Origin of the sequence: Novosphingobium umbonatum (genome assembly GCF_004005905.1) — a bacterium.
GTDB lineage: Bacteria > Pseudomonadota > Alphaproteobacteria > Sphingomonadales > Sphingomonadaceae > Novosphingobium > Novosphingobium umbonatum.
Map to the genome: position 1 here is coordinate 87,136 of NZ_SACO01000011.1, position 12,553 is coordinate 99,688.

Annotated in this window: 13 protein-coding genes; 3 read left to right on the plus strand and 10 right to left on the minus strand. The window is 61.2% G+C overall.

Annotated elements, in window-relative coordinates; translation table 11 throughout:
- Nucleotides 1-55: 55 nt before the first annotated feature.
- From EOE18_RS13825 to EOE18_RS18840, 9 genes are all read right to left on the minus strand, one after another.
- On the minus strand, nt 56-541 hold the full coding sequence (locus tag EOE18_RS13825) for a phage virion morphogenesis protein (RefSeq protein WP_164852764.1): 486 nt from the start codon (nt 539-541) through the stop codon (nt 56-58).
- Nucleotides 531-1,031 carry a phage tail protein gene (locus tag EOE18_RS13830; RefSeq protein ID WP_127710517.1) on the minus strand — a complete coding sequence of 167 codons (501 nt, stop codon included), beginning with the start codon at nt 1,029-1,031 and terminating at the stop codon, nt 531-533. The genes EOE18_RS13825 and EOE18_RS13830 overlap by 11 nt, the downstream gene beginning before the upstream one ends.
- A gap of 4 nt (nt 1,032-1,035) precedes the next feature.
- Nucleotides 1,036-1,260 (minus strand): tail protein X, encoded by a 225-nt coding sequence (locus EOE18_RS13835; protein ID WP_127710519.1) that lies wholly within the window; start codon nt 1,258-1,260, stop codon nt 1,036-1,038.
- Nucleotides 1,260-1,754 (minus strand): head completion/stabilization protein, encoded by a 495-nt coding sequence (locus tag EOE18_RS13840; protein WP_127710521.1) that lies wholly within the window; start codon nt 1,752-1,754, stop codon nt 1,260-1,262. The genes EOE18_RS13835 and EOE18_RS13840 overlap by 1 nt, the downstream gene beginning before the upstream one ends.
- Nucleotides 1,755-1,887: 133 nt before the next feature.
- Nucleotides 1,888-2,643 (minus strand): phage terminase small subunit, encoded by a 756-nt coding sequence (gene gpM, locus EOE18_RS13845; protein WP_127710523.1) that lies wholly within the window; start codon nt 2,641-2,643, stop codon nt 1,888-1,890.
- Nucleotides 2,644-2,757: 114 nt separating this feature from the next.
- Nucleotides 2,758-3,861, minus strand: a complete 1,104-nt coding sequence (locus EOE18_RS13850) for a phage major capsid protein, P2 family (RefSeq protein WP_127710525.1) — start codon at nt 3,859-3,861, stop codon at nt 2,758-2,760.
- A gap of 46 nt (nt 3,862-3,907) precedes the next feature.
- A complete protein-coding gene (locus EOE18_RS13855; protein ID WP_127710527.1) occupies nt 3,908-4,777 on the minus strand; it encodes a GPO family capsid scaffolding protein in 870 nt (289 codons plus the stop codon).
- A 312-nt stretch (nt 4,778-5,089) separates the two neighbouring features.
- Nucleotides 5,090-7,561, minus strand: coding sequence for a LamG-like jellyroll fold domain-containing protein (locus tag EOE18_RS13860; protein WP_127710529.1), 2,472 nt, complete (start codon nt 7,559-7,561; stop codon nt 5,090-5,092).
- Entirely contained in the window at nt 7,562-8,077 is a 516-nt protein-coding gene (locus tag EOE18_RS18840) for a spike base protein, RCAP_Rcc01079 family (protein ID WP_246027455.1), read from the minus strand.
- Nucleotides 8,078-8,212: 135 nt separating this feature from the next.
- On the opposite strand from EOE18_RS18840, the gene EOE18_RS13870 reads away from it, so the two are divergent.
- The 3 genes from EOE18_RS13870 to EOE18_RS13880 all read left to right on the plus strand — a co-directional run bounded on the left by EOE18_RS13870 (nt 8,213) and on the right by EOE18_RS13880 (nt 12,273).
- On the plus strand, nt 8,213-10,186 hold the full coding sequence (locus tag EOE18_RS13870) for a terminase large subunit domain-containing protein (RefSeq protein WP_164852765.1): 1,974 nt from the start codon (nt 8,213-8,215) through the stop codon (nt 10,184-10,186).
- A gap of 8 nt (nt 10,187-10,194) precedes the next feature.
- Nucleotides 10,195-11,310 carry a phage portal protein gene (locus EOE18_RS13875; RefSeq protein WP_220446017.1) on the plus strand — a complete coding sequence of 372 codons (1,116 nt, stop codon included), beginning with the start codon at nt 10,195-10,197 and terminating at the stop codon, nt 11,308-11,310.
- A 153-nt stretch (nt 11,311-11,463) separates the two neighbouring features.
- The gene (locus EOE18_RS13880; RefSeq protein ID WP_246027456.1) at nt 11,464-12,273 is read left to right on the plus strand and encodes a DNA adenine methylase; all 810 of its coding nucleotides are present in this window, start codon (nt 11,464-11,466) and stop codon (nt 12,271-12,273) included.
- 33 nt (nt 12,274-12,306) lie between these two features.
- Here EOE18_RS13880 and EOE18_RS13885 read toward each other — a convergent pair whose 3' ends face one another.
- The gene (locus EOE18_RS13885) at nt 12,307-12,510 is read right to left on the minus strand and encodes a hypothetical protein (RefSeq protein ID WP_127710533.1); all 204 of its coding nucleotides are present in this window, start codon (nt 12,508-12,510) and stop codon (nt 12,307-12,309) included.
- Between the last annotated feature and the right edge of the window lie 43 nt (nt 12,511-12,553).

A 12,553-nucleotide genomic window follows, 5' to 3' on the forward strand; every position in this document is an offset into this window, starting at 1 on the left:
TACGGCACGTCGCGAATCATGATTTGTTCCGATCCGCTTGCAATGGGGTGATTCGCTAGAAGCCTTTCGGCTCCAACAGATCGGCCGCAATTTGCAGGGCCAGATCCCTATCCTCATCTGAAAAGCCCAGCAGGTGCCGCTCTGGGTATTTGGCGCGGATTTTGCCGCGACCGCGCAGGTGGCCCACGGTGGAGGTCAGGCCATATTGGCTGACCGCGCCAATGTAAGCCCCGATGTTGCTGGCGGGGCGTAGTTCCACGCCATCTTGTGCGGCATCAATCCGCCATGCCTTGGCAAAGCGCAGGCCGCGAAACATTTTGGAACCGGCGGGCAAGATCACCTTGCCGTGCTTATCCTTGCGCTCCTTTTTGGGCTCCATGGCGGTGCCGTCTGGCTGCACATTGGCGGTGATGCGTTTCAGGTTCGACCGGCGCAGGGCTTGGCCCAGCTTGAGCGCGGCGCGGCGGCGCTCGGCAGGCGAGAGGCCGTGCAGGATATGGCCGAACCATTCCTCCAACCGCGCCAGATCATTATCCGCCATTGGCCGCACTTTCGCTCTGCGCCACCACGCCTTCGCCTGCAACAGAGACAGCGGTGAGGGCGGGGATGGCGATAGTCTCGTCCTGATCGAGCGGAGGCGGTTCGGGCACATAGGCCAGCGTGTAGCCATCGGCGCCGATGTTCACTGACACGGATTGTTTAAGTTCAAGCTTAAATTCGATATCGACGGTGGCATCGTCCAGCACTTCCACATTGAAAGTGAAAGCATCTTTGCTGCCGTTTTGCAGCAGGTCAGGTTGGTTTTGCTGTATCCAGAGCAGCAGCACCAGCGAGAGCGCCGCAATGTCACCGGTGAATTCGATGATCAGGACGTTAAGCCGGATGAAAAAGCTAAAGCCGTTTGGTGAGCCAACGAAGCGTGGGGTGCGAACCGAGCCTTGATCCGACCATATCTTCAGCGTGTTAGGATCAGCGGCCAGACCGGGTATAGCTTCGACCAGGGCTGCGCGCAGGCTGTTGATTTTCTGCATCGGATCAATTCCAAAGCTGCACGATGTCGATGGTGGCGGTGGCGGTGGCGGCGCTGGCCGTATCGGGCAGGGTCACTTGCGTGCCAGCGGGCAGGCGCGGGCCAGCGGCGGCAAGGCCAGCGTTAAGCGCCAGCACCTGCTCGGTCACGCCCGCAGTAGCGCCCAGCATGCGCCAGCAGATTTCATCCACGGTTTCGCCGTCCAGCGCGGTGGCGGTGATCGTGCCCATCAGAGCAGCCGCACCATATTGCGCGGGATGGGACGCGCCGCGCCGATGGAGCGCAGATCGGCAATGGCGGCATGGCCAAGACGGCGGAATTCATCGGCCTTGCTGGCCTTTTCTTCCTCTCGGTTCAGCCCTGCATCGGTGGCGGTGATGTCCACATTGACGGCCACCAGATCCGCGCAGGCGTAATAGGCCACGGCGCGTTCCCACAGGACAAGGCTGGCCTTTCGCCCCGCCAGCACGGGCGAGGGCAGATCGGCAAGGCTGGCCACGCCCGCCGCCGCATGGGCCGAGCGCCATTCGGACAGCGCGGCCAGCGCGGTGAGCATGCCGCCTTCGATCGCGAATTGCAGTTGTTCATTGGTGATGGAGCCACCGCCGCCGCCGATGGGTAGGCAGGCGCGAATGCGGGCCAGCCCGATCGGCGGAAACCATCCATCGGCGGCCAGTTCGACCGGCGCGGCGGGCGCGATGGGGACAGCGATCAGGCCGGTCATGGGTTGGCTCCATTTTCATCAGGTAACGGGGGGTGAGGATGGGGCTTGGCCGAAGTCTGCGCGTCGCGGCAGGGCCTGCACCATCCGCCCCCCGGCGCCGTGGGGCGTTCGTGCAATCTGGTATGGGTGGCGATTAGCCAGGTGGCGGGCTGGTGTCAGATAGGGCGCGCATGGCGCGATTGATGGCCTCGATATCCTTGACCACGCCGATATTCTTGCCGCCCAGATCGCGGGCGCGGGTAAGCCATTCGAGCGCACCGGCCAGATAGGCTGCCTTGCCACCGGCGGCGGCATTTTCGGCCATGGGGTCAAATGCCTCGGCCTCGGCAGCAAAGGCGCGGCCCACGGCCTTGGCCAGTTTGGCCTTTGCTTGGTCAAACATATCGGCATCGCCCACGATCTCCACCACGCGCAGCAGCTGCTGCAATGTGATGGCGGCGGGGTTATCGAGCGCGATCTTGGCGGCGGTTTCGGCAACAACGCAGGGCAGGGTGGAATTGAAGCGTTCCGGCGCGGACAGGCCAAAGCGCAGGCCATGGGCGGCAAGGCGCAGCGCATAGTCGATGTCGCGGTAGTCAAAGGCCCAGACCATATTCCAGATCAGGATTTCATCCTCTGCCGCCGTGCCTTGCGCTTCGCCAGCAGCCAGTACGCCCTCGATCCATGGCGCAAAGGTCTTGGCCATTTCCGCCTTGTACGGGGCGCGGGCTTCCACGCTTTTGATGTCGGACAGGGTGCGCAGATTGTCATGCAGGGCGACCAACAGGGCTGCATATTCCTGCCCCTCGGCAGTATCGGGCGCGGGAGCGGAAAGCGAGGCAGCGCGCACGGCTGCGCCAGACATCAGGCCGCGCACATGCTGTTGATGGCGGCGGAAGGGATTGGGCATGGCGGGGCTTCCTTTACGGCTAGGAAAAGGCCGGATGGTTTATGGCCAGCATCCGGCAGGTGGGGCACGTAGGAGCCGCGCCGCTGGCCATAGCAGCGCGCTCCGCCGGGGGTATTAGGGGGCGCCGAAAGTGATGTTTTCGGCCATGACCATGAAATCGGTGTCCTCGATCACATAGCCCTCGTTCACCGAGTTATAGTCGACCAGACCACGCTTGTTCTCCGGCTCATCCTTGATGTAGCGGCGGCGCGAGCCTTCCTGATAATAGATCGACAGGTTGGAATTGTTGGTCTGGCCCGCGCGGTTGAGCGGGGTGATCGCAATGGTGCCTTCGGGGAAATAGGGCGCGATTACGGCGGGGCGCCCGCCGATCTGCTTTTGCGACCAGATGATGCCCGACACGATTTCATCGCTGATGGCGCGGCCACCATCGACCGTGTTGGACAGGGCGCGGTTGATCATGGGGAAGTATTTTTCATCCACCAGATCCTGCGACACGATCACCACATGATCGGTGCTGGCACGCGCCCAGCTGGGCATGCCACCAATGAGCGCATGCGCCAGAGCGTCGATGTTTTTGAAGTCGCCATCCTCGTAAATGTGGATGGGCTGGGCAGCGCCGGTGGCGGTGGTTTTGCCATTGGCGGTGACCGTGGCACGGCCCATCACATGGTCGGGCTTTTCCAGACGCAGCTTTTGCAGCCAGCCAATGTTGACATCCTGCCCCAGCGGGTTGTTTGTCGGATTAGTGACCGTCGCAACGCTGGTACCGTTGAACCCGACCATCAGGCGCGAGAGCGCGACCGAAATGGCCACCTGTTTGGCATAGAGCGTGGCGAAATTGGGGAAGCGGCTCCACTGGTCGATGATCTGCCAAGGCATCATCGTATCGAATTCAGTGTCAAAGAGCTCGAATTCACGATCCGACAGCGTGCCGATGTAGCGCGGATTCCGCTTGTCGGCGGTGCGGCCTGCCACCAGATTGGTGGTCATGATACCGATGATCTGGCCCTTCAGATCGCGCACGCCGATGGTGTTGACCAACGAGAGGAAGGCCGAGGATTCGCGCTGCAATTCTTCCAGTGCCTGCTCGACGGCGGGCTCCAGCGAGAATTGGTGCGCTATGCCGTGTACAGCGGCAGAAGGGTTTGCGTGCAGAATGTTGGAATAGTAGTTTTGCAGCGCCAGACGGCCACGGTCAGACAGGGTATAGGCCATAAAGATCAGATCCTATTGAAGGGGAGCGGGGCGGGCTGGAGTTGGCTTAGAAGGCGTAGCCGGTGCTGTTGTTATTGCCTCCATCGGCGGGCGGGCGGCGCGTATGGAAATGGGCGGGATGCTGCTGGGCATCCTCTTCCAGCTTGGCCACCTTGGCCGACAGGTCGGCAAAGAGGTCAGCGGTCTTCTTGTCGCTGGCGTCCAGCGCTTTGCTGAAAGTTTTGCCGAGACCTTCCAGCACATCGCGCATGGCGGTGAAATCGACCGAGGCGGGCGCAGGCGTGGTGGCAGGAGGCGTGGCGGGGGCGGGCGGGGTGACAGGATCGGTGGTTACAGCTTGGCTCTGCGGCGCAAACTTTGCCGCAAAGCCATCGAGCATCGCGCCAAAGGACTTGAGGAAGCTCTTGCCCCCCGCGTCATCATCACCGGGGACCAGTTCGACCGTGACAGGCTGGTCACTTTCCAGCTTGAGCACACCGGGCATCTGACGATTGAATTTGGCGGGCTGGGTGCCGATCACGGCAGGCTTGTCGGTCATGCCCAGGCCGGTGAGATAGGTGAAATTCTTGCCGCCGAAATTGGGCCACAATTCCACGGAAGGATAGCGCTTCTGCCCGCTTTCGATCAGGGCCTTGGCTTCTTCGGTCAGGTCGGCCACGGCGAACATGGCGGCGCGCTTTTCCTTGCGGCCATTCAGGTCAACCTCGGTTTCGCCCATGGTGACTTCGGCGACCACGCCATAGGCGCGGAAGGGGCCTGCCGGATCATAGCCCTGCATATGCTCCAGATTGACCGAGGCGGCATAGGTTTCGGGATTGTAGCTGGTGGCCGCTTCGCGCAGTTCCTTTTCGGTGATCTGGCGACCGTCCACAGTCTGGCCAGCGGTGGCCACGATGAAGGGCTTGGTAAGGGGCATTGGGGCAACTCCCACGGTTTAAAGGATGGGCGGTTGCGGCGCCCGCTTCAGTCGTGGGCATCAAAGGGCGATGGGTGTGCTTTTACAACGCGCGCGCGGGGTAAGGCGCGGTGTTACCTGTGAGCCGTTAGAATTATGGCGAGATAAGGCAGGATCAGCGTAGGGCTACAAGTTTGGACCATTTTACGCAATTTGACGTAATACTCTAGAAATATGGCGCGATTAAAGGGGCACTCCCCGTCTAGACCACTCCTACCCTGACGGGGAGCAGGCCAGCTGGCGATCCCACCGCTGGCCTGCTTTCCAACTAAGTTAGAGGTGCGGTGCAGCACCTGCAGTAAGTGCACCCGTAAGCGTCCCGCCCGTAGCTGATCCCTTATTCGCCCACGCCGCGCCAGCGCCGTCATAATACCATTCCGGCGTTGTGCCGGTGGGCAATTGGCCGGTGGCGCCGAGATTGACGGGCGCTCCAGCGAGGATGAACTTTTCGCGGTTGGCCTGCACGGAAAGGTCCAGCGTAGCGGACACATTCAGATAGTAGTGACCGATTTCGCAAGGCAGCGGAGTTAGACCAGTCGTCGCGGCGCCAAGGCCAAGGCGAGTGATCGTGGCTCCACCCATATCCAAACTGGTGTACGCGAGCGTGCCAACCAGCGAACCATTGACATAGATAGATAGGCCGGTGGCCGTCCATGCTGCCATGATGTGATACCATGTGTTCACGGCGAACTGAGTGTTACCTGCTGCCGCATAGAAAGCGAGCGTATCCGTTGCCGACCCGTTGTTTAGCCGCATATTCATGCGGCCCGTCGTCGTGGTCAGTAGTTCAAGTACTGCCGTGGTGCCGACTCGATACTGACAGACATACTTTCCGGTCGTCCACGCGCTGTCGGTATTCTTAAACCACAGCGACATCAGGCCATTGCTGCTGGCTGGAACGCTGATGGACGAGTTGGTGAACCAGTCCCCACCGTCAAACGCTGCGGAGCGCGCAACGAATGGCGTACTGTCAACCGCCGGTATGGCGAGTTCAACCTGCTGGGGACGAACTGCAACGCCGGGGAAAGGATAGGTGGCGGTCGCATCGTAAAGTGCCGGAATGTGTTCGATCATCATCCACGGGTAGAGGTCATTGTCACGGGTCTGGAGCAGAGCTGCCGTTGCCTCACCGGCAAGATAGGTCAGCTTCTCGCCAGCGGCAAAGGCCGTTTCAGGCGTGATGCGGACAGTGGCCTTCTTGGGCGAACCCGAGCCAGCATCCACGATCTGCACGCTTCCGCGAAAGGCTTGCGGATAGCTGGTCTGCGAGGAAGGAAACACGGGCCGCGCCACCCCGCCGCGAGTAAGTTGGAAGCCGGTGACGGGTTGCTGGTGAGGAGCGCTGGTGGTGTATGTGCGCGTACCGGCACGCAAGGCTGCCAGCGTGGTCAACGTCCCGCCGTTCGGCAAATTGACCAGCACATCCACATAAGCGTTATTCGCCCCGATCACGAGGCTATCTACCGTAGGCTCTGCGATGGTCACGCCGCCAGCTCGGGCCATGGCGATCGCGATAGGCCACATGAGTTGCACCTGCCCATCAGGATCGCGCTTGGAAGGATGAATAGACTTATAGGCGTACTCGCCCGCGTCATTGGTCCATTTTGCGATATGGGCCGAAGGGCCCACAACCAGACTGACTTCCTGCGCCCTCGCCTCATTGGCAAGAGCGTGCAGGTTGGCGCGTGTTGGTTCTGCGTTTCGGCTAGAGGCGTTGTACGCAGTGAAGCCTGTTGCTTCGGTGTCGTTTGGCGCGCTTTGGAACGGCATCGGAGTCAACAAGTGCCATTTGGTTTTGCTACGCGCAAAAATGCCACGCCCCTTTACGTCAGCGCTCGCTGCGGTGGCATCCCAGAGCATGTGGTCCAGCGTGCCTTTGTAACCGTTGGCGTTAGTGGCTGAGCCAAGAGCCACCGGGTTGTTGGACGCATCGACCCCAAAATAGAACGGCCAGAACGTGCTCTTGAAGTTGGCTGTGTAGGACGCGTCCGCGTTATACCAGCACTCGATCAGATGATCGACATTGCCATAATCCGTCTCGATGGCTGAAGCCACATTGGCGAAATCAACCCAGCTACGGTTGTCGTCAATGGAGCCGTTGCCATCGATATCAAGGCCGTCTGTGCTGTCGCTATATAGCTCATATCGAGCAGTGCCTTGCTTGGACCCCTTGCCGAGAACAAACGTCTTGGCCGGTGCGGCAAGCTTAAGAAACGCGCCAAGTGCATGGATCGCAGGGCTAAGGACTCCACCCGTCCTGCTGGCATCGTTGACGGTGATCTTGCTGACAGGTTGGCCAGACACTCCATTCGTTTCGTTGTCGGAGTAATAGACGACGAGGTTGCCCCCGCCGGTAGCGGCGGGCTGCGGAATGAAGCCATAGTCGGGCCACAGGATCGACATTTCCGACTGGCCCATCAGCATTGCCGTGACCACGTTGCCAGCGGGGGGCGTCACCACAGCGGCGGCGCCGGTCAGGGTAATTGGTCGGAAATAGCCCGCCCCGTTCGCGGCGCGCTCTGTAACGACAAGAGATTTGCTCTCGCCAGCAGCAAGGGCGACCGTGATGCCCCCGGTGCCCGTGTCCATTGTCACGCCCGCATCAGCGGAAAACACGGCAAAGACGGATGCCCCGCCCAACAGACGAGCGAGGGTTTTAACGACGCCGCCAGTGGTTGCCACAGTATAGGCTTCGACCTTGGGCTTTCCCCCGCTGCTGCCATTTCCAGAAAGACGACGCCCCATTTACGCCTCCGCGATCAGGTTGGAGGCGGTGGTGCCGGTGGCCCGCACATAGCGCGCCTGGACAGCGATATAGGCGCCATCGGCAAGGTTCTTATAGGTGACATCGGCGGTGCCATCGACTCCGCGCAAAGTCACGTCGCCGCCGGTGCCGACATAGATGCCCTTGGGGATCGCTGGCAGCGCGTTGGCGTCATGGGGCGTGATCGCATAGGGTTTGCGCGAGGGCAGGCTGGCGCTGTCGAATTGTTTGATCGCAAGGCGCGGCAATTGGCCGGAGCTGTCGCGCTGGCCGAGCACCCAAATGGCCGCTGCCGCGCCTGTATCCCGCTGAGTATCGCGCAGGCGCAGGCCTAGCCGCTTGGAGGCCGGCTCATCGCCGCCCCACACGACCAGCACAGAGCCGCTGATGGACTTGCACTGGAGATCCACAGCCAAGCCTGCCAGCTGCGGCATAGTGGTAATGAGGTTCACCCAATCATCATCGGGCACCGAGATTTCGGCAATAGTCGTGTCCATATGCGCTGCCTTCTGTTGGTTCGGGTAGACCAAGCTGCAGCGGCGCGGCGCGGGCAACGCTGCGCATAGGTAACACCGCGCCTTACCCGCGCGCGCGATAGGTTGGGCGGGATGGGCCGGTGTATGGATGGCATCATGCCGAGCAGCCCCGCCACAACGCCCAAGAAGCGCGCCACCAAGGCCAAGCCCAAAGCGGCTGATGCTGGCCTGCCGGTGTTAGCGCAGGGCGTTATCGAGGTGCCGATCAGCAGGCAGGTGAACCGCGCCCAGGCACGGCAGGCGCGATCTATGTATCATCGCGGGGCCTCGCTGACCCAGATCGCCGCCGAGCTGGGCGTGAAATATCCCACCGTGGCCAGCTGGCACCAGCGGCAGGGCTGGGATGCAGACAAGCCGGTCGATGTGATCGAGGATCATTTCGAGGCCAAGATCGCCGCGATCCTGTGCAAGCCCACGCTGGACGAGGGCGACATGAAGCGTGTCGACTTCCTGATGCGGATGATGGAGCGCGCAGCCCGCATCCGCAAATTTAACGAGACCGGCAAGGAGGGCGATCTCAACGAGAATATTGGCCGCCGCAATGACGATAAGGCCAAGAAGAAGCGCGAGGAGAAGCGCAAGAACTTCCTTAGCCTGGAGCAGTGGCAGGCGCTGCTGGATGATTTCCACGCCAAGAATGACGCCTATCAGGAGCTATGGTGGGAACAGCGCAACCAGCGCACCCGCAAGCTCCTGAAGAGCCGCCAGATCGGCGCCACATGGTATTTCGCGCGCGAGGCCCTGTGCAAGATTGCCGAGGCGGTGATCGATGGCGATCAGCCGCGCAACCAGATCTTCCTGTCGGCCAGCGAGCGGCAGGCCAAGAAGTTCATGCGCGAGATTACGGGCTGGGTGCGGCAGGTGACCGGCGTGGAGTTGAAGGGCAATCCTGTCCTGTTCGACTTCAACGGCCTGCATCCGGCCAGCGAGGAGGAGGGGCGCGCCGAGATCCGGCTTGAGCAGGTCGGCCTCTATCCCATGTCGACCAATAGTAACACCGCCCAGGGCGAGACGGGCGATTTCTATTTCGACGAATTCTTCTGGGTGCAGGGCTTTGCCCGCCTGCGCAAAGTGGCTGCGGCTATGGCCACGCTGGCCCATTGCAAGCGTACCTACTTCTCCACGCCCAGCACCAAGACCCATGAGGCCTATGCCTTTTGGAGCGGGGAGGAATGGAACAAGGGGCGCGGGCGCAAGGATCAGGTGGCCTTTGATGTCAGCCACAAGAACCTGCGCGGCGGGGCTATCATGCCTGATGGCAGCTGGTGCCAGATCGTTACGCTGGATGATGCGATCGCGGGCGGTGCCGGTGGCCGCATCAACAAAGAGGAATTGCGGACCGAGAGCAGCGAGGAGGAGTTTGAAAACCTCTATAACTGCCAGTTCGTGGACGATAGCGAGAGCAGCTTTCCCTTTAGCCGCATCGCACCGGCCCGCGTGGACAGCTTTTACAAGTGGCGCGACTTTAGCCCCGCGCTGGTGGCTATTCGCGGCCAGCGGCCCTTTGGCGAAAAGCCGGTGTGGATCGGGTATGACCCGAACAAGAACGGGCGCGATGATGCCGCGCTTATCGTGCTGGCGCCGCCGGATGAACCCGGCAAGGGCAAGTTTCGCGTGCTGGAAAAGCACCGGCTCAACGGGCTGGATTTCGCGGGGCAGGCGGCCTTCATCAAGCAAGTGGCCGAGCGTTATAATGTGGCCGACATATCGATCGACACTACCGGTCACGGTGGTGGGGTGTGGGAGATTGTGGCCAAATGGTTCCCCAATGCCCGCCAGATCGAATATTCGGTGGCCAGCAAGACCGCGCTGGTGACCAAGGCGCAAAACGTGTTCCGAGAGGGCCGGATCGAGTTTGACGCCAACTGGACCGATCTGATGGCGGCGTTGATGGCCATCCGCCCTGCGCTGACCGGAAGCCAGCGCGGCGTGACCTATATTTCCAAGCGCAATGGCGAAATCGGCCATGCGGATCTCGCCTGGGCGCTGCTGAACGCCCTTTCCAATGAACCGATGGACGTGTCGGTGGCCGAGGCTGGCCATGGCGGCATCGTTCGCTTCTCCAAATGACAGGAGCCATGATGACCCAGAATGACAGCGCCCAGATGGCCCTGACCACGACAGAGGAAGGTGTGGCGCAGCAGGTGTTGCCGCCGGAAGGGGGCCAAGGGAGCGGAGGGAAGGCGATTTTCCGTTTCGGCGAGCCGGAGGGCACGTTGGACCGGCGCGAATTGAGCGACTATTTCGAGGTCTGGCATAATGGCCGGTGGTATGAGCCGCCGCTGCCGCTGGGGCGCTTGGCCAAAGTGTTCAATGCCGCGCCTTATCATCGCTCATCGGTGGGCCTGCGCGTCAATATGCTGGTGGGGCAGATGGTGCCCTCGCGCCAGTTGGACATTGAGGATTTTGAGCGGTTCTCGCTGGATTTTGTCCAGATGGGCAATGCCTATCTCGAATATGTGCCCAATGCCAGCAATGGGCTTGCCCGCGCCCAGCACGCGCCCGCCGTGCATATGCGTGTGGGGCGCGATGTGGGGCAATATTGGTTTGTGAATCCGGCCAAGGGCGTGGAGTTTGAATTCCGGCCTGGCACTGTTTTCCACCTGCAGCAGCCCGATGTGGCGCAGGAGGTCTATGGCCTGCCCGAATGGATATCGGCCCTGCAAAGCGCGTTGCTCAATGAAAATGCGACCATATTTCGCCGCCGATATTACTTGAACGGGGCGCATGCTGGGTTTGTGTTTTACCTGTCCGAACCCTTGGCCGATCAGGCCACCGCCGAGGCTATGGCCGACCAGATCGAGGCGGGGCGCGGCGCTGGCAATTTTAAAAACGTGTTTGTCTATATCCCCAAGGGCAAGAAAGACGGCATCCAGATCATGCCGATTGCCGATGTGACCGCGAAGGATGAATTCAATGCGATCAAGACGATCAGCCGCGACGATATGCTGGCCGCGCATCGCACGCCGCCCCAGCTGCTGGGCATTGTGCCGCAGAATAGTGGCGGCTTTGGCAGCGTGAGTAGCGCCAAGGACACGTTTTACGAGACCGAGATCGTGCCGATCATGCAGCGCATGTTGCGGATGAACGCCTTTTTCCGTCAGCCGGTGCTGGCCTTCCGCGATTACGTCTGCGCCGATGGCGCGGTGATCAAGCAGGATGGCAGCAAGATCGCGGGCAGCGGGAAAGTGTAAGAGATTTTCCCGCTGCCCGAAGGTGGCGGGGGATGGGGCGCGGCAACGCCCCAATCCGACGAATTACGCTCGTCATGTCCCAAATCGGTCCCGCCTTCGGGGCCATCCCGCCTGCCGAGTCGGCGGCGGAACGTATATGGAACAAATGACGCCATGCCAATGCAACTTATGGACTTTTCTCCGGTCGCCAGTGTTCGCCCCTTGGCGCCCTACATCGGGGGCAAGCGCAACCTGTCCCGCCGGTTGGTGGAGCGCATCAACGCTGTGCCGCATGCCACCTATGCCGAGGTGTTTGTCGGCATGGGCGGGGTGTTTTTCCGCCGTGACCAGCAGCCCAAGGCCGAGGTGATCAACGATTGGAGCGAGGACGTTTCCACCTTCTTTCGCGTGCTGCAGCGCCATTACCAGCCCTTCATGGATATGCTGCGCTGGCAGGTGGCAAGCCGCAGCGGCTTTGAAAAGCTGGCAGCGCTGGAGCCGTCCAGCCTGACCGATCTGGAACGGTCGGCCCGTTTCCTTTATCTGCAAAGGCTGGCCTTTGGAGGCAAGGTGCGCGGGCGGCATTTCGGGGTTTCGCCTGGTACGCCTGCGCGCTTCGATGTGACCAAGCTGGGGCCTATGATCGAGGCCGCGCATGAGCGATTGGCCGGTGTGGTGATCGAGCGTTTGCCCTGGGCAGACTTCATCGATCGATATGACCGCGAGACCACCCTGTTTTATCTGGACCCGCCCTATTTCGCGTGCGAGCGTGACTATGGCGATGGAATGTTTGCCCGTGAGGAATTCTCCCAGATGGCCGAGCGCCTGCGCCGGATCAAAGGGCGGTTCATCCTGTCGCTCAATGACCGGCCAGAGGTGCGCGAGATATTCGCCGGTTTCGACATTGAGGAGGTGGGGGTGCGCTATACCATCGGCGGCCAAGCCAAGGCCAAGGATGCGCGGGAAGTGATCATTTCCAATTGAAGGGAAGGGGGCGCTGGGTAACCAGCGCCCATTCTATTTGCGCGCGCGCCCTTGCGCCAAGTGTAGTGGCCAGAGGGGCAGCCATGTGGCCAGCGCTTTGGTGATGCCCCATGCGAAAAGCCATTTGGGCCAGTTGCGCCACGCTGTCCCCAGCATGGTCGAGCGGAACATGCCCAGCACAAAAACCAGCGTTCCGGTGATGGCATAGGCGATAGCGGCGGCGGCGAGGTAGCGCATGGGGCTGTATTAAGGGGCGCAGCCAGATTTGCCAAACCGGTTA